This window comes from Pollutimonas subterranea (genome assembly GCF_002849655.1).
Taxonomy (GTDB): Bacteria; Pseudomonadota; Gammaproteobacteria; order Burkholderiales; family Burkholderiaceae_B; genus Pollutimonas; species Pollutimonas subterranea.
This window is the reverse complement of the sequence record NZ_PDNW01000008.1, coordinates 149559-171957: the sequence shown is the minus strand read 5'-3', so window position 1 is coordinate 171957 and position 22399 is coordinate 149559. Positions and strand designations below refer to the sequence as shown.

Annotated in this window: 21 protein-coding genes; 18 read left to right on the top strand and 3 right to left on the bottom strand. The window is 55.6% G+C overall.

Going from position 1 to position 22399, the window contains the following annotated elements; genetic code table 11:
- The first annotated feature begins 9 nt into the window (after nt 1–9).
- Together CR159_RS11405 and CR159_RS11400 are read left to right on the top strand one after the other, a co-directional pair.
- A complete protein-coding gene (locus tag CR159_RS11405) occupies nt 10–318 on the top strand; it encodes a YciI family protein (RefSeq protein ID WP_102074073.1) in 309 nt (102 codons plus the stop codon).
- Nucleotides 315–1421 carry a muconate/chloromuconate family cycloisomerase gene (locus tag CR159_RS11400; RefSeq protein ID WP_102074072.1) on the top strand — a complete coding sequence of 369 codons (1107 nt, stop codon included), beginning with the start codon at nt 315–317 and terminating at the stop codon, nt 1419–1421. The genes CR159_RS11405 and CR159_RS11400 overlap by 4 nt, the downstream gene beginning before the upstream one ends.
- A 179-nt stretch (nt 1422–1600) precedes the next feature.
- Here the strand turns inward: CR159_RS11400 and CR159_RS11395 are convergent, their stop codons facing one another.
- Complete coding sequence (locus tag CR159_RS11395) at nt 1601–2524, bottom strand: LysR family transcriptional regulator (RefSeq protein ID WP_102074071.1); 924 nt, start codon at nt 2522–2524, stop codon at nt 1601–1603.
- Nucleotides 2525–2656: 132 nt separating this feature from the next.
- On the opposite strand from CR159_RS11395, the gene CR159_RS11390 reads away from it, so the two are divergent.
- Both CR159_RS11390 and CR159_RS11385 read left to right on the top strand, forming a co-directional pair.
- Entirely contained in the window at nt 2657–4576 is a 1920-nt protein-coding gene (locus tag CR159_RS11390) for a CocE/NonD family hydrolase (protein WP_102074070.1), read from the top strand.
- A complete protein-coding gene (locus CR159_RS11385; protein WP_102074069.1) occupies nt 4573–5568 on the top strand; it encodes a Bug family tripartite tricarboxylate transporter substrate binding protein in 996 nt (331 codons plus the stop codon). Before CR159_RS11390 ends, CR159_RS11385 begins: the two co-directional genes overlap by 4 nt.
- Before the next feature lie 31 nt (nt 5569–5599).
- Here the strand turns inward: CR159_RS11385 and CR159_RS11380 are convergent, their stop codons facing one another.
- Nucleotides 5600–6667 (bottom strand): LacI family DNA-binding transcriptional regulator, encoded by a 1068-nt coding sequence (locus tag CR159_RS11380; RefSeq protein WP_102074068.1) that lies wholly within the window; start codon nt 6665–6667, stop codon nt 5600–5602.
- 116 nt (nt 6668–6783) lie between these two features.
- On the opposite strand from CR159_RS11380, the gene CR159_RS11375 reads away from it, so the two are divergent.
- From CR159_RS11375 to CR159_RS11365, 3 genes are all read left to right on the top strand, one after another.
- The gene (locus CR159_RS11375; protein WP_102074067.1) at nt 6784–7692 is read left to right on the top strand and encodes a dihydrodipicolinate synthase family protein; all 909 of its coding nucleotides are present in this window, start codon (nt 6784–6786) and stop codon (nt 7690–7692) included.
- Nucleotides 7693–7757: 65 nt separating this feature from the next.
- The gene (locus CR159_RS11370; RefSeq protein WP_439650530.1) at nt 7758–9281 is read left to right on the top strand and encodes a UxaA family hydrolase; all 1524 of its coding nucleotides are present in this window, start codon (nt 7758–7760) and stop codon (nt 9279–9281) included.
- A 48-nt stretch (nt 9282–9329) separates the two neighbouring features.
- Nucleotides 9330–10310, top strand: coding sequence for a Bug family tripartite tricarboxylate transporter substrate binding protein (locus CR159_RS11365; protein ID WP_102074066.1), 981 nt, complete (start codon nt 9330–9332; stop codon nt 10308–10310).
- 101 nt (nt 10311–10411) lie between these two features.
- On the opposite strand, the gene gcvA is transcribed toward CR159_RS11365, so the two are convergent.
- The gene (gcvA, locus tag CR159_RS11360; protein WP_158238534.1) at nt 10412–11296 is read right to left on the bottom strand and encodes a transcriptional regulator GcvA; all 885 of its coding nucleotides are present in this window, start codon (nt 11294–11296) and stop codon (nt 10412–10414) included.
- Nucleotides 11297–11484: 188 nt separating this feature from the next.
- Between gcvA and CR159_RS11355 the strand changes: the two genes are divergently transcribed.
- The 11 genes from CR159_RS11355 (at nt 11485) to CR159_RS11305 (ending at nt 22378) form a co-directional block, all read left to right on the top strand.
- Nucleotides 11485–12234 (top strand): SDR family oxidoreductase, encoded by a 750-nt coding sequence (locus CR159_RS11355; RefSeq protein ID WP_102074064.1) that lies wholly within the window; start codon nt 11485–11487, stop codon nt 12232–12234.
- Between the two features lie 18 nt (nt 12235–12252).
- Entirely contained in the window at nt 12253–13056 is an 804-nt protein-coding gene (locus CR159_RS11350; protein WP_102074063.1) for an enoyl-CoA hydratase/isomerase family protein, read from the top strand.
- Nucleotides 13057–13186: 130 nt separating this feature from the next.
- Complete coding sequence (locus tag CR159_RS11345) at nt 13187–14158, top strand: Bug family tripartite tricarboxylate transporter substrate binding protein (protein ID WP_158238533.1); 972 nt, start codon at nt 13187–13189, stop codon at nt 14156–14158.
- A gap of 14 nt (nt 14159–14172) precedes the next feature.
- On the top strand, nt 14173–15357 hold the full coding sequence (locus CR159_RS11340; RefSeq protein ID WP_102074061.1) for a CaiB/BaiF CoA transferase family protein: 1185 nt from the start codon (nt 14173–14175) through the stop codon (nt 15355–15357).
- 8 nt (nt 15358–15365) lie between these two features.
- A complete protein-coding gene (locus CR159_RS11335) occupies nt 15366–16382 on the top strand; it encodes an NAD(P)H-dependent flavin oxidoreductase (protein ID WP_102074060.1) in 1017 nt (338 codons plus the stop codon).
- Nucleotides 16379–17131 carry an enoyl-CoA hydratase/isomerase family protein gene (locus CR159_RS11330; protein WP_102074059.1) on the top strand — a complete coding sequence of 251 codons (753 nt, stop codon included), beginning with the start codon at nt 16379–16381 and terminating at the stop codon, nt 17129–17131. The genes CR159_RS11335 and CR159_RS11330 overlap by 4 nt, the downstream gene beginning before the upstream one ends.
- Nucleotides 17132–17164: 33 nt before the next feature.
- Nucleotides 17165–18304, top strand: coding sequence for a thiolase family protein (locus CR159_RS11325; RefSeq protein WP_439650529.1), 1140 nt, complete (start codon nt 17165–17167; stop codon nt 18302–18304).
- A gap of 26 nt (nt 18305–18330) precedes the next feature.
- Entirely contained in the window at nt 18331–19011 is a 681-nt protein-coding gene (locus tag CR159_RS11320; protein WP_102074057.1) for a nitroreductase, read from the top strand.
- An 87-nt stretch (nt 19012–19098) separates the two neighbouring features.
- On the top strand, nt 19099–19509 hold the full coding sequence (locus tag CR159_RS11315) for a PaaI family thioesterase (RefSeq protein WP_199173293.1): 411 nt from the start codon (nt 19099–19101) through the stop codon (nt 19507–19509).
- 329 nt (nt 19510–19838) lie between these two features.
- A complete protein-coding gene (locus CR159_RS11310) occupies nt 19839–20816 on the top strand; it encodes a Bug family tripartite tricarboxylate transporter substrate binding protein (RefSeq protein WP_233208274.1) in 978 nt (325 codons plus the stop codon).
- A gap of 95 nt (nt 20817–20911) precedes the next feature.
- Complete coding sequence (locus CR159_RS11305) at nt 20912–22378, top strand: aldehyde dehydrogenase family protein (protein ID WP_233208273.1); 1467 nt, start codon at nt 20912–20914, stop codon at nt 22376–22378.
- Nucleotides 22379–22399 lie beyond the last annotated feature (21 nt).

Genomic DNA, 22399 nt, shown 5'->3' with positions numbered 1-22399 from the left:
GGAAGGATCATGACATATTTCATTGAAACCTTTGATAAACCCAGCCACCAGGCGCGACGCCAGGAGCTGCGTCCCGCGCATCTGGACTTTTTGCAGAGCAATGCCCACCGGCTTCTTGCGTGTGGCGCCAAGCTACACGAGGACGGTAAAGACCAGGGCGGCGGCGTGTACATCATCACGGCCGATAACGAGCAAGATGCTCGCGCCTTCATCGAAGCCGATCCTTTCTATCAGGGCGACTTGTTCCAGGAGGTGCGCATCACCCGCTGGCGCAAGGCTTATGTCGATGGCAAAAGCTTTCTGCAGGCAGCGTCATGAAGATCGCCTCGATTGAGACATTCATCATTGATCTGCCGGTGGCGCGGCCCCACAAGCTGTCCATGGCCACTATCAACGCGCACAGCCAGGTGATCGTAAGAGTTCGCACGGAAAGCGGCGTTGAGGGCCTGGGCGAAATTGCCATCATTCCCCATTATGGCGAAGAGGCGCCTGGCGCTATCAAGTCTCTCATCGATGAATGCTTGACACCTTACCTGAAGGGCTATGATGTGCGCGAATTTGGCCGGGTCGTGCAGCGCATGGATCAGATCATCAAAGGCAACGCCTACGCGAAGGCCGGTATCGAGATGGCGTGCGTCGATGCGACAGCGCGAACGATGGGCGTGCCGGCGCATCAACTCTTTGGCGGTAAAGTGCACGACACGATCCCACTCTTGTGGGTGCTCGGCAATGGCGTCATCGAAAAAGACATCGAGGAAGCACAGAGCAAGCTCGATGCCAAGCAGTATCGTCTATTCCTGGTCAAGATCGGCAGTGGCGATCCTAAGGAAAACGTTGATCGCGCGCTAGCCGTAAAGAACGCGCTTGGAGATCGGGCGAGTGTGCGGGTCGACATCAATCAAGGCTGGGATGAAGCAACGGCCACGTGGGGCATAGCTCGGCTCGAGGCGGGCGGTATCGACGTCATTGAGCAACCCTTGCCGCGGCACGACCACGAAGGTATGCGTCGCTTGACTGAGCGGTTCGCCGTGCCGATTATGGCCGATGAAGGCATCAGCACGCCGGAGGAAGCGCTGCTGATTGCAAGCAAGCGCGCGGCAGACGCTTTTTCGGTCAAGGTCACCAAGCATGGCGGCATGGTGCGCACTAAACAAGTGGCCGGCATCGCGCAGGCCGCCGGCATCAAGCTGTTTGGTGGGACCATGATCGAAGGCCAAATCGGCACTTCGGCGTATGCCCAGATTTTCTCGACGATGCCTAATTTGACGTTGGGCGCGCAGCTTTTTGGTCCGCATCTGCTGACGGATGATGTCGCGAACGAAGTTATCACGTTCCGCGATTTCGAGATGGTCGTGCCCGATGCGCCGGGTTTTGGTACTCAGCTGGATGAAGATAAGTTGCGGTTTTATACCCGGAAGTAGTCCAGGGGATTGTTAGGCTTCGAGGCCACAAGGACCGGCATAAGAAATGTCGTCTTTGTGGCCTTTTTCGATGAGCATTAGTAAAAGTGATTGGCTTGTTATTCTTCAATCGCTGCAAGTTGCAGCTTATGGAACGATGTATAGAGCGGGTGCGATAGCGATGAGCCGCCATAGACTAATCATCCCAACGCGTCCCCGAGCAGAAACTCCTTAAGTCGGAACACCGCCGGATGAAGACGTGTTTGTGCGCGCCAGATCAGAGCAATATGATCATCAAGCGCACTGACATCTATTTCAAGTACTCGGGCGATGTCTTCCTGTACCAAGCTGCGAGCTACTTCTTCCGAGCTCAGGCCCAAGAAGCTGCCGGAACGCATTAACTCTTTTTGCACCATTGCGTCGCTGCCTACAATGATATTCGTGGGGCCAGGCAAGCCTTGTCGGGCCAGGTGATCATCAAACCTGTCGCGTAATGGAGTGCCTACCGGGGGCAATACCCATGCTTCATTAAGCAAGATATGCCAGTTGATCTTTCCAGGAGCGAGTTGGCGCCCTTGCATATAGCCGCTGCCAACGACAACTGAGCGAATGGCAAATAAATTCTCCATGGCAAGTGTTGTGGGAAGACGAAGAGGGCCGGCCCTTGCCAGCCCTAAATCCACTTCTCCGCAAGAGACGCCCTCGTGTAATCCATCGACCAATGAGATCGATACAGATGGGAAGCTGGCGCGAAACTGTGTGATACGCGGGGCGAGCCACCGTAAGGCATCCAGCGATCGTACTCCGACGACGACATGTCCCTGGAGGCCATCCCGCAATGCGGCGACTTGTTCCGTGACATAGACCAGCTCGTTCAGAATACGTTGGCTCGCTGCAAGTAGACACTTACCGGCATCGGTGAAGCTCGCCGCTTCGCCCCGGCCGGTAGTGAGACGGGCGCCGACGATCTCTTCGATTTCCAGGCGTGTTTTGGCGACCGCAGGATAACTTACGAAGAGCCGTTCAGCTGTGCGAGCCATGCTACCGGTCTCGGCAAGGGTTGCAATAAAGCGCAGGTGCCGCAGCTTCAACTTGCTTGTGAATACATCACTTGTGCTGTCCATGGCCTTAATCCCGATTTACGGTCGACTAACAATAACCGAAAGGTTACTAACTTTCAAATAAATATCACTTTACAGTAAACAGGTGCATGCCTACGATCCACGTAATACTGGAGGCTCAGAAAGGCTTGGAATATGGCAATAACTACAGCTCAAAGTCCGTTTAGTGCGTTCGTTGAAACTTCCGTCGTGACGGAGTTGCTGAATGAGAGTGTGTACATCACATGCGGCGTACCCATCATCATGAGCGATGGCATAACGCTCATGGCCGATATCTACTACCCGGCCTTCTCAAGCAAACTGCCTGGTTCAGCGCTTCCTGTCATCCTTGAACGGACGCCCTACGATAGGACGATCCAGCGATTTCAGGGCTTTGGGATTGCGGCAGCCAAGGCCGGATATGTCTTCGTGATTCAGGACGTGCGAGGTCGCGGTGCATCCGAAGGGAGCTTTCACATGATGACCAACCATCCCGATGAGGGAATGGACGGCATTGAAACGTGGAACTGGATCATTGCTCAGAGCTGGTGTAATGGACGGCTAGGCACTGTTGGAGGTTCGTTCAGCTCTGCCAACCAGCATGCTCTTGCGCTTCATCATCCGGTCGGGCTTCTCGCCCAGGTTCAACGGGATTCCGGAACGAATTATCGGCAACGCATGTTCCGCTATCACGGCGCTTTTAATGTCGGTGTAGTTCTGCCATGGGCGATCGAGCATGGGCTCCAGAGCCCAGAGGCGCGTGAGAATCCGAAAGTGCATGCTGCGCTCAGCGCTATGCGGAATAGCTCGGCGCAGTGGCCGGCCAAACTTCCTTTGAGAAGAGGGGACTCTCCGCTGGCATTGGCGCCAACTTACGAAGACGTTTACTTCACCATGCTGGAGGCGGCCGATGATACGGATTATTGGCATAACCCAACGGTTAGGCTTGAAGGCAGATGGGACGAGTATCCGACAGATGTTGCTATTTTGATGACATCGGGATGGTTTGCACACCATGCCAATGCCAATCTTGATAAGTTCAAAGAGTTTAGGCGGCGCAGCAAGCAACCGATACAGTTGATCATCGGCCCCTGGGTTCATAGCCCGGCCATGCTGGAAGCCACCTATGCGGGTGAGGCTGAGTTTGGCCCTTCGGCTGCAGAGCAGGGGCCCATCAATAATGCATGGCTGGCTTGGTTGGACAGATTCGTAAAAGAAGACGATAACGGCGTTGACATTGGGCCAGCTCTGCGCTATTTCGTGATGGGGCTGGGAGATGGTCATATAACCACAGAGGGCAGAATATTCCATGGCGGAGAATGGCGTGCGGCAGAGCAGTGGCCAATTCCAGGCACGCGAGTCACGCCGTTCTACCTGCACGGAGATGGCCGGCTAGCCATGGAGCGGCCTGCCATTGATGCGGCATCATTATCTTATCGTTTTGATCCCGAAGATCCCTGCCCGGGAATCGGCGCTAGCAGTCTTCAGAGTGAAACCTTTCCTGCCTTTGTGTTGCCTGGGCCCCGCGACCAGCGTTGTCGGCCGACGCTGGCGGCATGTCGGGGCAGTGATCGTCCGCTGAACGAGCGCGAAGATGTGTTGACATTTCAGACGGAACCATTGAAGGAGGCATGCGAAGTAACCGGTCCTCTCGTCGTTCGGCTGCATGTGTCTTCGTCCGCACCCGATACGGATTTCACTGCGAAACTGATTGATATTTACCCTCCCGATGACATACATCCCGAAGGTGTGGCGTTATTGCTGTCCGAAGGAATTCTGCGGATGCGCTATCGCGACAATCGTGCCACCGGCGAACTGATCGAGCCAGGTCGTGAATACGCTGTATCTGTGGAGTTGAACCCCACCAGCAATGTATTCAAGGCTGGCCACAGAATAAGGCTGGACATCTCGAGTGCCAGCTTCCCGGAATATGACGTGAATCCAAATACAGGCGAGCCTCTGGGGGCGCACACCCATACCCAGGTCGCCGATCAAACCATCTTCGTTGATGGGCTGCGCGCATCCCATATCGTACTTCCTTTGCAACCGACTACCGATCAAGGAGTCACTACATGAAATGTCATTTATCGCATTTTCTGGGCAAGTCAGTTACCGCCTTCTTTCTGATTACTGCAGGCGCAGCTGCCATGACGCAGGTGTACGCCCAGGGTTTTCCGACACATACGGTGAAACTCGTTGTTCCGTATTCGCCCGGAGGCACTGCGGACACGTTGGGACGTATGGTCGCGGCGGGTATGCAAGAGGACCTTGGTCAGAGCATTGTGGTGGAAAATAAAACTGGTGGTGGCAGCACTATTGGTGCGGCTGCAGTGGCTCGTGCTGCGCCAGACGGCTACACGCTGTTGCTGGGATCTGGCTCAACGCATACTGTAGCGCCCGTTGTGAACAAGAATATGCAGTATGACCCGGTCAAGGATTTCGAACCTATTTCGTTGATCGGCACGACTTCCTATGTGCTCGTCGTTAATCCTGACAAGCTGCCGGTCAAATCGCTCCAGGAGCTGATTGAATATGGTAAAGCTCATCCCGAGAAAGCCGAATACGGCTCGACCGGGCAAGGGGCTGCGGTTCACCTCACGATGGAGATGTTTCAGACACAGTCGGGCGCGAAGTTCCTTCATGTGCCATACCGGGGTGGTGCTCCTGCGATGGCCGATGTGCTTGCCGGCGAGATAGCCATCACGTTGACGACAGCGGAGCAGGCCGCATTGATCAAGTCCGGGACACTGCGGGCGTTGGCGGTACTTGGGCCGGACCGGCTTGCACCCCTACCCGACGTACCCACTTGTGAAGAGGCCGGAGTTCCTGATTGCACCTTTCCTGTATGGAATGCTGTGTTCGCACCGGCAGGCACACCCGAGCCGGTTATTGCCCGTCTGGCCGGCTCGGTCGAGAAGGCACTCGCCGCACCCGAGGTTAAGCAGCGGTTGATCGACTTGGGATATACGCCAGGAACCGGAGGCGCGGAAGGTTTACGTAAACGCGTGGTGGAGGAAACCGCATTCGTTCGCAGTACCGCTGAAGCGGCAGGTGTGGGCGCGAATTAATTTTTTAAGCTTGCGGTGCCTTACACCGCGCTCAGGCGCTCTCACGCATCACGACCTCGAAACCGATATCGTGGATTTTATCTGGCACGAGGTTACCTGATGCTCTGCGCATGATAAGCTCGGCGGCGAGCGTTCCCAGCTTTTGACCATTGATACGTACAGTTGTAAGTGCGGGACTGGTGTCTGCCGCGATAACCAAGTCTCCAAACCCGACCACAGCCAGTTGATCGGGCACGATAATCTTCCTGTGCTGCGCTTCGATCAGTGCACCAAGGGCCAACATGTCCGTGCTACAGAATAGGCCGTCAATAGGCACCTGCCGCGCGAGCAATTCTCGAAAGGCTCGGCGCCCGTAACCCATAGGAGCGGGCGCTGGAACTTCGGCGACTTGCAAGTCTTCTTCTGTCCGTAGGCAGCCCTTTTCGACTAGACGTTTTGCATAACCTATGCGTCTGCGGCGTGCCCGAGGGTCGTTTCCGGAGATCATTGCGGGATACTTAACGCCCCGCTTGATCATGATATCCGCCACGCAGGCTCCGACTTGCTCATGTGAGAAGCCGATTAGCATGTCTACAGGGTTATCCGTCAGGTCCCACGTCTCGACAACCGGTATTCCGGAAGAGGCTAGCCGTTGCCTCGCTAGTTCTGATTGAACCACCCGCGTCAATACGATACCGTCGGGTCCCCGACTGATGAGGTTTTCAAAAAGCTGGACCTCATCAGCGTCGTCATAGCCGCTCTCGCCCAGCATCAACTGATAGCCTTGTGTTGCTAGAGCCTGTGTCAAAGCCTCCAGGGTTTCCAGAAAAACTGGTGATGCGATAGCGGGTACAAGCGCTGCAACAAGCTTACTGCGTCCGGAAGCAAGGCCACCGGCTAGCCGGTTAGGCACATATCGAACTTGCGCAATAGCGTCACGCACATGTTCCAGCGTGGCAGTCGGCACAGCACTTGGATTGTTGAGTACCCGCGACACGGTCTGTGCTGATACGCCCGCCACTTTTGCGACATCAGCAAGAGTAGCCCTACCGGAGCCCCGTCGAAACCGCTTGGGTCGGCTTGGCTCATTCAGCGAAGGTTTTTGGTAAGTGCGATTCATGCTCAGTAAGATAGCACGCTCCCATGGAAGTTTGACCGTCCCTTGTTGGTATTTCCCCTAGTGTCAATCAAAAAAAGTTAGCGCTAACTTTAGCGCTAACTTTTTTGGAGCGCAGTATGGCAAAGCAAATCAGCGGTCTCTTTATCGTTGCACAAACCCCTTTCACGGACGATGGAGCGCTTGACCTCGACAGCATCGACACCTTGTGCGACTTCTATTTCAAGCATGGCGCGGCCGGCTTGACTGTTCTCGGCGTAGCCGGTGAAGCAGCGAAGCTGTCCACGGAAGAATCTATCGCTGTCGTGCGTCGCTATGTCGCACATGCGAATGGCAAGCCTGTCATCGTCGGCGTAAGCAACTCGAGCGTGGCGCAGCTAGCTACGTTGACGAAGGAAGTCATGCGGGTCGGTGCGTTCGGCGTCATGGTGGCGCCGCCACCCGGGCTGAAGACGGAAGAAGACGTCCTCAGCTACTACGCTGCTGTCTTCAAAGGTATTGGCGACGTGCCGACGGTGCTACAGGACTTTCCATTCTCCACGGGGGTATGGATGTCGGTTCCCACCATAGCCCGCCTGATCGACCGCCACCCTCAGATTCAGGCAATCAAGGAAGAGGACATTCCAAGTGCGGCAAAGATTACCAAATTACGCGCGGTGTTGTCCCGTCACGTCCCCATTCTCACGGGAAACAATGGCGTGTATTTGCCACAGGAGCTGAGCCGCGGTATCGAGGGTCCGATGGCGGGTTTCTCTTACCCGGAGATGCTGTCCGGCGTGCATAAGCTCTATAGCGAAGGCAAGGTACAAGAGGCCCATGACCTCTTCGATTTGTATCTGCCACTGCTGACCTATGAGAATCAGTCGCAATGGGGCGTTGCTGTGCGCAAAGAGGTGCTCAAGCGTCGTGGAGCTATCCAATCCGCAGCCATGCGTGCTCCGGGACCCTCGCTGACGCCAGAGGATCTGAAAGATATCGATCTGCTGGTCCAGCGAGTGGAGCAGGCAATCGCGAGGAAAGAGGCATGATGATTAGCGACGCGACAATCGCTGCTGTTCAAGCACCGGGAGTGCTGCAAACGTCGGGGAAAAGGATGATTGGCTCTATCATCCGCTTGCATGCTGGCGACAACGTGGTCATTGCCCGGACCGACGTCGGCCTGGGTGAGGCGCTGGAAGAAGGCCTTTACAGATCGCGCAGCCAAGTGCCTGCGGGTTACAAGATTGCTTCAAGCGATATCAAGGCTGGTGAGCCGATTCGCAAGTACAACGTGATTATCGGCTTCGCAGGCAATGATATCGCACGGGGCACGATGGTACACACTCACAATGTGGAGTTCCATGAGTTCGACCGCGATTATGCGCATGCTCGGGATTACAAGCCTACCGACTTCGTGGCTCGCGACAAGCAAGAAACTTTCGACGGAATCGTCCGTCCGGATGGCAGTGTCGGCACTCGTAACTACATCGGCTTGCTTTCTACGGTGAATTGTTCAGCGACGGTGATCCGCAAAGCCGCCGAGTGGTTCACTCCCGAAAGGCTTGCCGGCTTTCCTAACGTCGACGGCGTTGTGGCGTTCAGTCATGCCATCGGCTGCGGCATGGAGATGACCGGAGAGCCAATGGATCTCTTGCGTCGGACCTTGGCGGGCTATGCCCGACATTCCAACCTTGCGTCGGTCTTGATCGTCGGCTTGGGCTGCGAGCGCAATCAGATTGCAGGATTGCTGGAACAGGAAGCACTTTCGGTCGGTTCAAATCTGAAAACGTTCGTCATGCAAGAGACTGGCGGTACGAGAAAAACTATCGAAGCCTGTATCGCAGAAATCGAGCAGATGTTGCCTGAAGCGAACAATATCGTGCGGCAACCCGTTCCAGCGAGCCATCTTAAAGTTGGCCTCCAGTGTGGTGGATCGGATGGGTTCTCTTCAATCACCGCCAATCCTGCATTAGGCGCTGCCATGGACATTCTTGTTCGCCATGGTGGTACCGCTATTTTGTCCGAAACGCCTGAAATCTACGGCGTTGAGCAGACCTTGACTTGCCGGGCCATCAGTCGGGAGGTGGGGGAAAAGCTGGTGGAGCGCATTCGCTGGTGGAAAGAAGACTACGCCAGAGGGCGCGATGTGCAAATCAATGGGGCAGTCAGTCCTGGAAACAGCAAAGGCGGGCTTGCCAACATTTTCGAAAAATCCCTTGGTTCTTCGATGAAGGGTGGCACCACGTCGCTAATGGCGGTCTATAAGTACGCCGAACCCGTTACTACTAGCGGGCTGGTCTTTATGGATACCCCTGGCTACGATCCCTGCTCGGCGACAGGCCAAATTGCAGGAGGCGCGAACATCATTGCCTTCACCACCGGCCGCGGTTCCATGTTTGGTGCCAAACCTGTTCCCTCGATCAAGCTGGCTACCAATACTGCTATGTATACACGGCTTACCGAAGACATGGATATCAATTGCGGCGAGATTCTTGATGGCACCGTGTCCCTGGAAGAAATGGGTCAACGCATTTTCCAGGAATTACTGGCCACGGCGTCTGGTAAACGTAGCAAGAGCGAGCAGCTTGGGCTTGGGGACAATGAGTTCGTTCCATGGCAGATCGGAATCATGGGGTAAACGCTGGAAACTTTTTTAACTATAGATTTATCAACACTGGAGACATTGATGAACAAAACAAACCGGTCCATACTCAAGCAGCTCGGTCTGGCAGTTACGATTGCCTTTGCCGCAACCGCTCCTCAGGCCGCCGCCGATTCTCAGCCACTCATGGTGGTTGTGCCTTTCGGACCCGGGGGTTCTTCTGACTTGGTTGCCCGTCACATCACCCAGCACATGGCTGCTGAACTTAAGCGCAATGTCGTCATCGACAACCGTCCCGGCGCTACGGGGGCGATTGGGGCATCATCAGTGGCTCGTTCTGCGCCGGACGGCAACACCATGTTGATTGCTTCGATCGGGGTATTTGCCATCAATCCGGCCATCCAGCCCAAGCTAAGCTACAACCCGCAAACGGATTTCACGCTCTTGACGGAAGCCGTGCGCACGCCGAATGTGCTGGTTACCCGCGCAGGCTTTCCAGTGAGCAACGTCAAAGAGCTCATCGCGATGTTGAAGCAGAGTCCCGGCGCGGTAAGTTTTGCAAGTGGCGGCCTCGGTTCGTCGGAACATCTAAATACTGAATTGTTCTGGCAAGAGACGAAAACTGAAGGGCTCCATGTGCCATACAAGGGTTCGGGTCAAGCGGTGTCAGACCTGCTGGCGGGCCATGCCGACGTTGGCTTTCTGAATCTTAGCGCGGTTAGTCCTCACATCAAATCCGGCAAACTGCAGGCGCTGGCCATAACCAGCAAGGCCCCTAGTTCATTGCTGCCTGACGTGCCAACAATGGCGCAAGCCGGGATTGGCGGGCTGGAAGTCTATTCTTGGCAGGGCGTTGCCGTGCCACGGAAAGTCGACCCACAAATCGCCGGAACATTGCAACAAGCGGTCTTCCGATCGCTTCGTGATCCTGAAATCGAGAAGAAGTTGATCGCCCAAGGATTCGAGGTAGTAGCAAGTTCCCAGAAAGACTTCGAAGCATTTGTTGTGCAAGAGAACGACCGCTGGAAGAAAGTGGTCACAACCGCCAATATCAAGATCGACTGATCAGGCCATACAGCGCGCAACTGCGGAGATCCGGACTATCGTCTCCCGCTGCGAGCAGCAGCAAGCCGGGTCCGGATCAAACAAGTCGCAGCGCCTGACAATCAGCACACCTCCGCACTATTGATAAGCCAGTCGCGAAAGACATTCAGTTCCTCTCGCATTGGCCGGTTTCCTGGCATAACCAAATAATAGGTGTAGGACTTCATGTCGAGTTCGTATGGGAATGGGTAAACCAGATCTCCATTTTCAACCAAAGGCTGCACTAAAGCCTGCTGGGCTATGCCGACGCCTTGGCCTTTGGTCGCAGCCTGGTACACCAACACCGAACTTTCGTAATTGCGGTAGTTGAAGCCGTCCATGGTGTCGTAACCTTGTGATGAAAGCCAGTGCCGCCAGTCATCGGGGCGCGCCAATGTGTGAAGCAGCGTCACTTGCTTCAAGTCCTGGAGCTTATGAAGTGATTTTGCGAGCTCGGGGCTGCACACTGCAGTCAAAATATTGGGAACCAGGGGCAAAGCCACGAACCCCGGCCAGTTTCCATCGCCGAGCCGAATGGCTGCATCGACATCTTCCGCTTCAAAGTCAATCCACTTGATGGACGTGGTGAGTTCGATGTTGATCTCTGGGTAGAGCCCATGAAACGATGACAGCCGCGGAATCAGCCAGTACATCGAGAACGTCGTGTATGCCCTGATTTTCAATGGTGCCATTCCTGAGACATTCGATATTTCGCGAGTGGCATGACGTATGGAATTCAGGGCCGTACTGATGTGGGCATAGTATTTTTCGCCAGCTGGGGTCAATTGCAGGTTTCGCTTGCTGCGCGTGAATAGCTTGACGTCCAGGGACGCTTCCAACACCTGGATTTGCTTGCTGACAGCGGCGGGAGTCACGTGCAATGCGACAGAGGCCTTGTGCATGCTAAGCAATCGGGCCGTGGTCTCGAACATACGCAACGCGTTCAACGGTGGTAGCCTGCCAGTCATTTTTCGCCTCTGCATCGTCAACTATAAGTTAACAACTGTAGCGTAAAAGTCGTTTGACCGGTATACGCTTGAATCTTAACATCCCTATGAATGCAGGCATCCCGAGTAATGCCTGCGTTTAATTGATGTGTGCATTCGTTAACTTTAACTAATGCTTGAGCTTGTCGAGTCCGGAAGGAGACTATTCAATGAAAACCAAACGTGTCGCGGTCATTACCGGCGGAGCCAGCGGGATTGGGTTGCAAATCGCAGCGCAGTTCAACGAAGAGGGTTATCGCGTAGCGATACTGGATCATGACGCCTCCGCAATGGAGAAAGCACTGAAGCAACTGAATGTTGATGGTGCCGACTGCATAGCTGCCGTGGCCGATGTGACAAAGAAGGAGGAAGTCGCGGCGGCGTTCAAAACCATCCGTGAACAGGCGGGAAAGGTCGACGTGCTTATCAACAATGCCGGCATCTCGCGCGACAGCAGATTGATCAATATGACGGAAGAGAGTTGGGACCTGGTTGTGGATGTGAACCTTAAGTCTCAGTTCTTGTGCTGCAAAGAGGTAGTCCTCGATATGCTCGAAGCCCGGTCGGGTCGGATTATCAACATCTCGTCTCGGGCCTGGCTTGGTGGATTCGGTCAAGCCAACTATTCCGCATCGAAAGGCGGCGTAGTCAGCTTGACCCGCAGCTTGGCCATAGAACTGGCGAAAGACGGCATTACGGTCAACGCCATCGCACCCGGAATTATCGACACCCCGCTGCTTCAAAGCTATACCGAAGAGACACGCGAACGGCTGGCCAAGACTGTTCCGGCGAGGCGTGTCGGAAGCCCAGACGATGTAGCTCAGGCAGCACTGTTCTTCGCAGGCGAGAAGGCGTCGTACATAACCGGCCAGACGCTTTATGTATGCGGCGGCCGGTCTTTGTCCAGCCCCAGCGTGTAATGGCCGGGAGCATTATTCATGAGTATCGACCTGGTAGTAATGGAACGGATCGCGGAGATCACGTTAGATCAGCCTGAAGCATTAAACGCACTTTCGCCGGCCGATTTGGCCGAATTTAACTACGCCTTGATTGAGGCGCGTGACAATCCAGAGGTTCGCGTAATACTTCTGAAAGGCGCAGGTGAGCGCGCGTTTTGCACAGGCGCCAACCTGAAAGGTACGCTGCCTACGGAGACTCCTTTCGTAAACGGTTTCTTTACTTCCCGTGAGCAGGCGAATGAATCCGGCAACTACGCCCGGCTCTTCGATCTATCAAGCCTGCGGATCGATAAGCCGATGATCGCAGCTATAAACGGATACTGCCTGGGAGGAGGCTTGGAAATCGCTCTTCAATGCGATCTTCGCGTAGCCTCCAGCACGGCCCGCTTCGGCTTGACCGAGCCTGTGGTCGGCAGCATTCCTGCCGTTGGCGGTGTTCCCCTATTGCTTAGGGCAATCCCCTCGGCATTAGCCATGCGCATGCTGCTTACCGGGGAGAAAATCACTGCTGACCAAGCTCTTGCATACGGCCTGATAAGCGACGTATGGGAACCCGGATCCTTGCTGTCCGAAGCCCGGCGCCTTGCCGGAACAATCGCATCCAATGCACCGTTGGCGGTACAGATGATCAAGAGGCTGGCCCGGGATAGCGCAAATATGTCGTTGTCTGAAGCCGTCAGGCTCAACGATGTTTATTGGGGATTGCTTCGTGATACCGACGATCGAATTGAAGGCAGGAAAGCGTTTGGCGAAAAGCGTCCCCCGAGCTTTACCGGCCAATAGTCGGAAATGCCCCCCCGATTCGGATGTGGAAGCTATTGGCCCACGTCCAAATAAAGATCCTGGCCGACGTGGCAGGTTCGCTAAAAGCAACATATCAAGAAAATCCATACTTCACGAGGAGACATCAACGATGTACCGCAATTTAAAGCAAGTAGCAGTTTTAGCGCTAGGCCTTGGCTTGGCATTTTCCGCCGCGGCGAAAGACTCATATCCCAGCCAGACGGTCAAGCTGGTTGTGCCTTATTCGGCCGGGGGTGGTACGGACGGAGTAGCCCGCATTCTCGCAAAAGAGCTGCGCGATGTCTTGAACCAGTCTGTAATCGTGGAGAACAAGCCCGGCGCCGGCGCTACTATCGGCCACGACTACGTGGCCCGATCCAAACCTGACGGCTACACACTCATCGTTTCCGCCAATACGCTTGCGGTATTTGACCAGATGTACAAGGGCCTCAATTTCGATCCTGCAACAGCATTCACGCCGATCGCGGATATTGCGAATTCCCCTATGGTTCTGGTGGGTGGTGGCAAAGGCCCCCACAACAATCTCCGGGAAGTCATGGAGAGCAATAAAAGCAAGAACGATCCCTTGCACTATGGGACGGCGGGTGTTGGCACCCCCATGCACTTGGCCGGCGAGCTTCTTGCATTCAGAACAGGCGCGAAATTCGAACACGTCCCCTACAAGGGCTCAGGACCTGCCTTGGCGGATGTGCTTGCGGGGCATATTCCCTTCGGCATATTTGGTCTATCGTCCACGCTGAGCCATATTCGCGATGGCAATCTTAAAGCGTTCGGCGTCTTCGAGGCGGAACGCTCGAGCCTTGACCCCGATATTCTGACCATGTCGGAAGCAGGGGTGGCAGACGCCGCCGCGCCGCTTATCTACACAATCCTCGCGCCCGCCGGAACGCCCCAGGCCGTCGTAGACAAGCTAAATACAGCTTTAAAAACCGTCATCAATAGCGAATCCATCAAGCCGCTGTTTGCAGCCCAGGGGTTCGTTCCCCAGTATGGTACCCCAGAGCAGGTCACCAAGACGTTCAATGAAGAGGCGGCTCGCTGGAAAACCATTCTGGACGCGACGCAAATTAAATTCCAGTAGTAAAAGGTAGAACGATGCAAGCCACGCTGAAGGGAATACGCATAATCGATTTCTCCCAGGTCGCCGCGGGACCCACTTGCACGATGATGCTGGCGGACCGTGGGGCGGACGTTATAAAAGTGGAGGCCCCTACGGGGGACCTGGGCCGGCAACTGGGTCCGCCCTGGCAAAACGGACAAAGCGTCATCTTCATGGCGTTGAATCGAAATAAGCGCAGTATTGTGCTCGATCTCAAAACGCCTGAAGGTGTGGAAAGCGCCAAGCAATTGATCGCGCAGTCCGACATCGTGGTTGAGAGTTTCAGGCCCGGAGTCATGGATCGTCTCGGGCTCGGATACGACGTGGCCCGTCAACTCAAGTCCGACCTGATCTATTGCAGCATTTCGGCCTATGGGCAACATGGCGTGTCCAAGGAGAAGCCGGGTGTCGACGGGATTGTCCAGGCAGTTTCGGGCTTGATGAGCGTATGCGGATTTCCTGATGGCGAGCCCAGTAAGGTCCAGGCTCCAGTCATAGATATGACCACCGGCTTTTTGGCGACAATCGCCATACAGGATGCTCTTTTGCACCGAGCCGCCACCGGCGAAGGACAGTGGCTGGACGTCAGCATGTTCGCAAGTTCCATACAGCTGCAGCAGGTTTCCCTGGCTTCTTACTTTTCTACCAATGAAGTACCCGTTCCTTGCGGGAGCGGTGCGCCTTATTCGGCACCCAACGAAGCCTATCCCGCCAAGGACGGTTGGGTCATGGTGGCAGCCTATCATCCGCAAAGGTGGCAAGCCTTTTGCCGATTGTTGGGGCAGGAGGCCTTAATCGAAGACGCGCGCTTCAAGAGCCCGACCGATCGCGTGATGAACCGACAAGAGCTTTCCGCCCTTATTGCGCCTGTCATGCGGACGAGGACGACCCAGGAGTGGATTTCCATGCTCGAGCTTGCCGACATCATCTGCGCGCCAGTCGCCGACTATGCCGACGTCACCGCGTCGGCGTTGTTCAACGAGGGCCAGTTCACAACCAAGTTTGACCATGCCGATGCCGGAGAGCTCGAAGTGATCGCTCCGTTCCATCCATCGGCGCACGGATGCAAGCCAGTGGCGCAAGTAAAAGCGCCGCCGCGTCTGGGTGAAGATACGCAAGAAATCCTTGAGCATCTGGCGTCGCAAACGTCGCTGTCCGTAAGTACCACAAACCAGGTATAGGTATCGCTGTGAGAGAACAAGTATTCGCGACAAGGATCACATCTCTTTTCGGGATTCGCCATCCTATCTTGTGTGGGGGATTGCAGTGGCTTGCCGATGCGAGGTATGTGGCGGCGGTTGTCAACGCGGGAGCAATGGGTTTCATGACCTGTATGTCTTTTCCAGGGAATCCCGAACGCTTTCGTCAAGAGATCCGTCTATGCCGCAAGCTCACCCAAGGCGAGCCCTTTGGTGTGAGCGTCTCAATCGGGCGCAGGCCGGACATAAAAAGCGTTTTGACGCCTATGCTCGATGTGATCATCGAGGAAGAGGTAAGGTTTGTAGAAACGTCCGGCAATAATCCGGCCTGGCTGCTCGACAAGCTGAAGAGCGCTGGGTGCACGGTCATTCATAAAGTACCGGCTATCCGCTACGCATTAAGCGCTGAGAAGCTGGGTGTCGACGCCATCACGGTTATCAGCGGCGAGGCCGGCGGACACACGGGCCAATACATGCACGGCCAGATAGTCCAAGGGCCTCTTGCGGCCGATGCGCTTAACTGTCCGCTGGTTCTAGGCGGCGGAATGGGCGATGGACGTCATCTGATCAGCACGCTTGCAATGGGCGCCGATGCGATGATGCTGGGATCCAGGATGGTTGTGGCAGAGGAAATCTGGGCGCACCGCGATTATAAGGAATACGTGGCGAGCCTGGATGAATCCGCCAGCCGTGTTGTGATGTCCACGTTCGGCAAGCAGCATCGTGTGCTGAACAACGCCACCGCACATGATGTCGTCAAGCTTGAAATGGATGGAATACTGGATTTCGAAGCCTACCAACCCCTTGTGCAAGGATCTTTGGTCCAGGAGGCATACCGCAGCGGCGATTACAGCCGAGGACTGATCGATATGGGTCCGGCAGGGGTTTTCGCTCGCGAAATCAAGCCCGTGGAGGCAATCATAGATGAAATCATCGATGCGGCGGTGGCTGCTCTGGCTGCCGTTAACCACTCGGCCGCTACTTTGCGGCGCGCGGGGACATCATGAGCGGCAAGGTGCTTATTGAAGTAGAGGATCATATCGGGATAGTCACCATATTCCGGCCCGAAAAGCACAATGCGTTTGACCAGTCTATCCGCGTTGGCCTTGCCGATGCGTTGGAGGCGCTGGCCAGTGCCCGGGACGTACGCGCAATTGTCATTACCGGCCATGGAAAACACTTCAGTGTTGGTGGCGACATTGCTGCTTTCGTCGAGCCCGCCGGAGAGGAACTGGACGCCATATTGGATGCGGCCCATCGCTGCATCCGGGCTGTCCGGTATGCCGATAAGCCGGTCATTGCGGCAGTCGAGGGAGCGGCTGCGGGGGGCGCGGCCGGATTGATACTGGCCTGCGACGCGATTGTGGTCGCGCGCGACGCCAAGATTGCATTCCCTTTCCTGAAAATCGGATTGGTCCCTGACTGGGGCTGCGTTCCGTTGCTCCGTGCCAAGGTGGGTGAAGGTGCCGCCAAGAAGCTGTTGCTGAGCGCCGCCGCGATATCGGCCGAGCAAGCGATAGACATTGGCGTCGCTGATGAGTTGGCCGAGTCCGGTGCAACGCTTAGTAAAGCCAGGCAGCTTGCCCAGACCTGGGCCTCCTTCCCCGGTATGGCTTGGCAAAGGACCAAAGCGATGATCAACGCGGAAGCGGCAACGCTCGATGAGGCCCTTGTCCTCGAGTCGGAACATCAGGCCGCGTGTTTCCATTCAAAAGCCTTCAAGACGGCGTTACAGAAATTCTTAATCAAGGAGTAGACTGTGAGATCAGTCGTTGTTGCCGGTGTCGGCATGACACCCTTTGGAAAATTCCTCGATCGCAATGTGAAGTCTCTATGCGAGGAAGCCGTTAAAGCAGCCCTGGACGACGCGGGCGTCGGCGCAGGCGATGTTGACCAGATTTACTTTGGCAATGCCGCAGGCGGGACAGTCAATGGGCAGGAGATGATCAGGGCCCAGGCGGCACTGAGGAACACGGGCCTTTCAGGCAAGCCTATGTTCAACGTGGAAAATGCATGCGCGTCGAGCAGCACGGCGTTTCACCTGGCTTGGCTTTCCATTGCCTCGGGCCAGAGTGAAACTGCGCTCGTGGTTGGAGTGGAAAAGCTGTCTCACGAAGATAAGGCAGTGTCGTTTGGCGCGTTTGCGGGTGCCGTCGATATAGAGGAACCCAAGCCGCAAGGCGTAGGTTCCGGCAGCGGCTCCATCTTCATGGACATGTATGCGGCCAAGGCCAGGAAATGGATGAGCGCATGCAACGCGGAGGCCAGCGACTTCGCCCAGGTGGTGGTAAAGAGCCGCAGGGCGGCATCGTTGAATCCGCACGCGCAGTTCCGCAAGGAAACTACGGTGGAAGAAGTACTTGCCAGCCGGATGATCAGTGATCCGCTTACATTATTCATGTGCTCGTCCATCGGCGATGGCGCCGCGGTCCTGTTTCTTTGTTCACAAGACTACGCAAAAAAAATCTCGAATAAGCCGATTTATGTCAGGGCAAGCAGTATTGTCTCCGCTATTCCGGGGGCGTCGGAGGTTGTGGCGGTAAGGGCGGGCCGCCTAGCCTATGAACAAGCAGGCATAGGCCCCGAGGATATTCATGTGGCCGAGTTGCACGATGCATCCGCACCGGCCGAATTAATCCACTATGAAAATCTCGGCTTCTGCGCATCGGGCGATGCACCCAGGTTGATACGCTCTGGAGATACGGATTTGGGTGGGAGAATCTCGGTCAATCCCAGTGGCGGGCTATTAAGCCGTGGCCATCCGCTAGGTGCAACCGGAGCCGCGCAGCTTATTGAGCTGACGCGCCAACTGCGCGGACAGGCAGGTCCGCGCCAACGGCCGGGCGCGAAAGTCGGCCTGGCGGAAAACAATGGTGGGCAACTGGCGGGCGATTCGGCTGTAGCCCTTGTAACCATACTTTCAACGTAAGCGCACAGTACATAGGGAGCCGCGCGATGACCACAGAAGACAATGCCCTCTTGAAAGCCATCTCTACTCGCAGGAGTGTGCGGGGTTTCCTGCCCGACCCGGTTGATCCAGAGCTTATACGGACCATCCTGAATACGGCCGCCCGTGCACCGAGCGGGAATAATATTCAGCCGTGGCAGGTCCACGTGGTACGTGACGAAGCGCGCGATCGTCTTTCGTCCGCATTATTGGACGCGTTCAATGCCGATACGCCGATGCAGCCCGATTATCAGTATTACCCCAGCACCTGGCGCGACCCCTACTTGAGCAGGCGGCGTGAAAGTGGATGGTCGCTTTACGAGCTTCTGGGCATCTCAAAAGGCGATAAAGCACAATCAAAATTGCAGCACGCCCGCAATTTTTCCTTCTTTGGCGCGCCTGCCGTCATCTACATAACAATAGATGGCGATATGGGGCAAGGGTCGTGGCTTGACGCGGGTATGTTCATCCAGGCTTTCATGATTGCGGCACGAGCGGTAGGGTTGCATACATGTCCACAAGTCGCGCTGGTTGCTTACCCCGACGTTGTTCGAGACCAGCTCTCCATTGGCGCAGACAAAGTACTGATCTGCGGCATTTCGCTTGGATATGAGGATTCATCTCACCCAGCCAACAAGCTAAGAACCACGCGCGTGGGCGTAAACGAGTTCGCGGTATTCCATCAGTAAATATCGGGCAGCGTCGACAGTAGCGGATGCCGTCTCCGACCGTACCGCTATGCTGGGTAAGCCGCTGAAAAAAGGCAGACAGATTTTATGGATATAACGCAAGATGACCCTCTGGCTTTGGATAATCCCTTGCTCGAGTGGCTGGGGGTTCGATTGGTGGCATGGCAGCCGGATTCATGCACATTTGCTCTTGATATCGAGCCGCGTCACCTTAATCGTCAGCGCAGCCTTCATGGCGGCTTGATTGCAACGATGCTGGACGCGGCATGCGGATACTCAGGTGCCTATAGCGAACCGGGTGCGCCCAAGCGCCATGCCGTTACAGTCATGTTGAACACCAGCTATATCGGCAAAGTCGATCAAGGGCGAATTGAAGTAACAGGGCGCTTGACAGGTTCTGGACGCAAGATTTACTTCGCTTCCGCTGAGCTAAGGCGGGACAGCGGCGAGCTGATTGCAACCGCTCAGGGGTCGTTTAAGCGAGCAACGATATCGTGAGCTTCCGCTTACAGCGGTTCAATCTCGTCAATTCCGTTTTTTCGAGCACCCACTCATTAACCATAAAACCATCGAAATTCTACTGATTTCGGTGGTTTTTTCTTTTATAGACATACCGTTTATCAGCGGCCGCAATGGCCAAGCGCTTGCCGATAGCCTTGCACGGAGGCTCCGGGAAACCTAACTATCGACAAAAAGTCTTGACGAAGCACTATTCTTTTCTTACGATTGCCATAATGTCGACATTATGACGGGTAAAATCTAGAGCCGCCGATGATGCATAGCGGCCATATCGATGTATCACGTTGGCAAACCTGGAGGAAGACAAAATGAAGTTCGTCAAGAAAACAATCAAAATCGCCGCGGTATGTATCGGCGCGCTGGGTACCTGCACCACCATGGCCGCAGAGGCCAAATGGCCGCAGCGTCCAGTGACGCTGATCGTGCCATTCTCGCCGGGAGGAAGCACCGATATCACGGCGCGAATCGTGGCAGAGGGCCTTAGGGCGCAACTTGGTCAACCGGTCATTGTGGAGAACAAAGCGGGTGCCGGCGGCAACATTGGTGCAGCTTACGTAGCGCAATCCAAGCCCGACGGGTACACCTACCTGTTTGCCACTAATGCACACGCAGCCGCTGTCACGCTCTATGAGTCTGTTAATTACGACTTCCAGAAAGACCTCGCCCCAGTGGCGCAGATCGTTTCTTTCCCGAACGTGCTCGTGGTCCCCGCGACTTCGCCTGCCAAAAGCCTGGAAGAGTTCATCGATTATGCAAAGGCGGCGCCACAGCCTCTCAATTATGGTTCTGCCGGCATTGGCTCATCACATCATCTGGCCACCGCATTATTCGAGCAGCGGATCGGCGCCAAGATGCAACACGTGCCGTTCAAGGGCGGGTCACCGGCCAACTTAGCGATTTTATCCGGCCAGATCGACGCCAATGTCGCGCCACTGATGGAGGTCTACCCCAGCATTCAAGGCGGGAAGTTGCGGGCCTTGGGGGTTACCACGTCTGATCGTGCCGACCTGCTTCCTAACGCGCCGGCAATCGGCGAGGTGTTGGATGGCTACGAAGTCACCCTCTGGAGCGGCATCATGGCCCCTTCCGGAACAAGCGAGCAGATTCAGCAAGCGATGAATGAAGCTGTTCGCAAGGCATTGAAGTCTCCGGCAATAGCTACCCAGCTTAAAGACCTTGGATACAAGATCTATGACGAGGCACTGGAGGATCTTGGACCCATGTACGAGCGAGAGGTGAAAAACTGGGGCGAAATGGTACGAGTCTCGGGCGCCAAGGCAAATTGAATTGCTAAAAATGACACACAATAAAAGGGAAAACAATGGCGCAACAAGCATCTACCAAGGCTGAAAGACTGACAAATCTCAGGCCCACAGTTCATTTGAGTACGCACGCCGGAGAGGCCAAGTACGGTCACTTCATCGGCGGTGAATGGGTTGCACCCGCTTCGGGTGACTACTACCCCGTGGTCGATCCATCCACGGGAACGATCGTCGGGAATTTTGCGCGAGGAAATGCAGAAGACATCGACAAAGCCGTTCAAAGCGCGCAAAAGGGATTTCGGGCATGGTCGGCGTTGGAAGCCAGGGATAGGTCGCGCATCTTGTATGAGACGGCGAGATTAATCAGGGAAAACAGTGATTGGCTGGCTCACTTGGAAACGCTGGATACTGGCAAACCCCTAAAGGTTTCAGTCGCCGACGTAGAGACGTGCGCCCGCTATTTTGAGTACTTCGCGGGATCGGCGGATAAAATTTTTGGGGAGGTCATTCCGGCAAGCAATGACCAGCTTGTCTACACGCTGCGCGAGCCTTACGGCGTAACGGGTCATATCATTCCATGGAATGGCCCGATCACGCAGGCGGGAAGGGGTATTGCACCGGCTCTTGCGGCCGGCAACTCGGCAGTGGTGAAGCCTGATGATAAAACGTGTGCCACCACATTGGAACTTGCCGCCTTGTGCATGGAGGCCGGTCTGCCTGCGGGTGTACTCAACGTTGTCACCGGTGACGGCGCGGTAACGGGCCAGGCCCTTGTGGACCACGCTCTCGTACGGAAAATTGCATTTACTGGCTCGGTGGCGACGGGCAAGCTTGTGATCCAACGGGCTGCGGAGCGCATTTGCCCTGTTACCAGCGAACTGGGCGGCAAATCGCCCTTTATTGTGTTTTCGGACGCCGACCTGGACGAAGCGGCCCGGCTAGCGGTGAAAGCGTTCGTCTACAACTCCGGGCAAATATGTTCAGCGGGTACCCGACTTCTGGTGGAAGCGTCGGTGGCAGACGCGTTCACCGGGAAGGTTGCTGCAGCACTCGAACAGGTCACGGTAGGCGCAGGCGTCGACGATGCGGACATCGGCCCCGTCATCTCCGAGAGCCAAATGAGTCGAGTCCTCGACTATATCGATATCGGCGTGCGGGAAGGGGCGAAAGTCGTGTGCGGCGGAGCGCGTATCCAGGCTGGGCAGCTCGGATCCGGATTCTTTGTGGCACCCACGCTCTTTTCGAATGTGAACAACACGATGCGCATTGCACGAGAAGAGATTTTCGGGCCGGTCGGCTGCATCATTCCGTTTACTAGTCAGAAGGAAGCGGTGCGAATCGCCAACGACAGTGATTTCGGACTGGCGGCGGCGGTATGGACGCGCGATATCGGACGTGCCCATGATGTTGCGCGGCAACTGGAAGCCGGCCAAGTGTACGTCAATGATTTCATGCCCGTAGGGGTCGAAGCGCCTTTCGGCGGCTACAAGATGAGTGGCATCGGGCGCGAGAAAGGTATCGAGTCGCTTATGCATTACACGCAGCTGAAAACCGTAACGGTCAATATGAAACACCAGGGCCAATGAAAAGAACCCAAACAAAACTTA

Coding starts and splice junctions, on each gene's coding strand:
- CR159_RS11350 (WP_102074063.1), top strand. CDS start 12,253: ATGAGTATCGACCTGGTAGTAATGGAACGGATCGCGGAGATCACGTTA.
- CR159_RS11375 (WP_102074067.1), top strand. CDS start 6,784: ATGGCAAAGCAAATCAGCGGTCTCTTTATCGTTGCACAAACCCCTTTC.
- CR159_RS11340 (WP_102074061.1), top strand. CDS start 14,173: ATGCAAGCCACGCTGAAGGGAATACGCATAATCGATTTCTCCCAGGTC.
- CR159_RS11325 (WP_439650529.1), top strand. CDS start 17,165: ATGACACCCTTTGGAAAATTCCTCGATCGCAATGTGAAGTCTCTATGC.
- CR159_RS11390 (WP_102074070.1), top strand. CDS start 2,657: ATGGCAATAACTACAGCTCAAAGTCCGTTTAGTGCGTTCGTTGAAACT.
- CR159_RS11355 (WP_102074064.1), top strand. CDS start 11,485: ATGAAAACCAAACGTGTCGCGGTCATTACCGGCGGAGCCAGCGGGATT.
- CR159_RS11380 (WP_102074068.1), bottom strand. CDS start 6,667: ATGAATCGCACTTACCAAAAACCTTCGCTGAATGAGCCAAGCCGACCC.
- CR159_RS11405 (WP_102074073.1), top strand. CDS start 10: ATGACATATTTCATTGAAACCTTTGATAAACCCAGCCACCAGGCGCGA.
- CR159_RS11365 (WP_102074066.1), top strand. CDS start 9,330: ATGAACAAAACAAACCGGTCCATACTCAAGCAGCTCGGTCTGGCAGTT.
- CR159_RS11330 (WP_102074059.1), top strand. CDS start 16,379: ATGAGCGGCAAGGTGCTTATTGAAGTAGAGGATCATATCGGGATAGTC.
- CR159_RS11320 (WP_102074057.1), top strand. CDS start 18,331: ATGACCACAGAAGACAATGCCCTCTTGAAAGCCATCTCTACTCGCAGG.
- CR159_RS11385 (WP_102074069.1), top strand. CDS start 4,573: ATGAAATGTCATTTATCGCATTTTCTGGGCAAGTCAGTTACCGCCTTC.
- CR159_RS11400 (WP_102074072.1), top strand. CDS start 315: ATGAAGATCGCCTCGATTGAGACATTCATCATTGATCTGCCGGTGGCG.
- CR159_RS11395 (WP_102074071.1), bottom strand. CDS start 2,524: ATGGACAGCACAAGTGATGTATTCACAAGCAAGTTGAAGCTGCGGCAC.
- CR159_RS11370 (WP_439650530.1), top strand. CDS start 7,758: ATGATTGGCTCTATCATCCGCTTGCATGCTGGCGACAACGTGGTCATT.
- gcvA (WP_158238534.1), bottom strand. CDS start 11,296: ATGACTGGCAGGCTACCACCGTTGAACGCGTTGCGTATGTTCGAGACC.
- CR159_RS11315 (WP_199173293.1), top strand. CDS start 19,099: ATGGATATAACGCAAGATGACCCTCTGGCTTTGGATAATCCCTTGCTC.
- CR159_RS11310 (WP_233208274.1), top strand. CDS start 19,839: ATGAAGTTCGTCAAGAAAACAATCAAAATCGCCGCGGTATGTATCGGC.
- CR159_RS11345 (WP_158238533.1), top strand. CDS start 13,187: ATGTACCGCAATTTAAAGCAAGTAGCAGTTTTAGCGCTAGGCCTTGGC.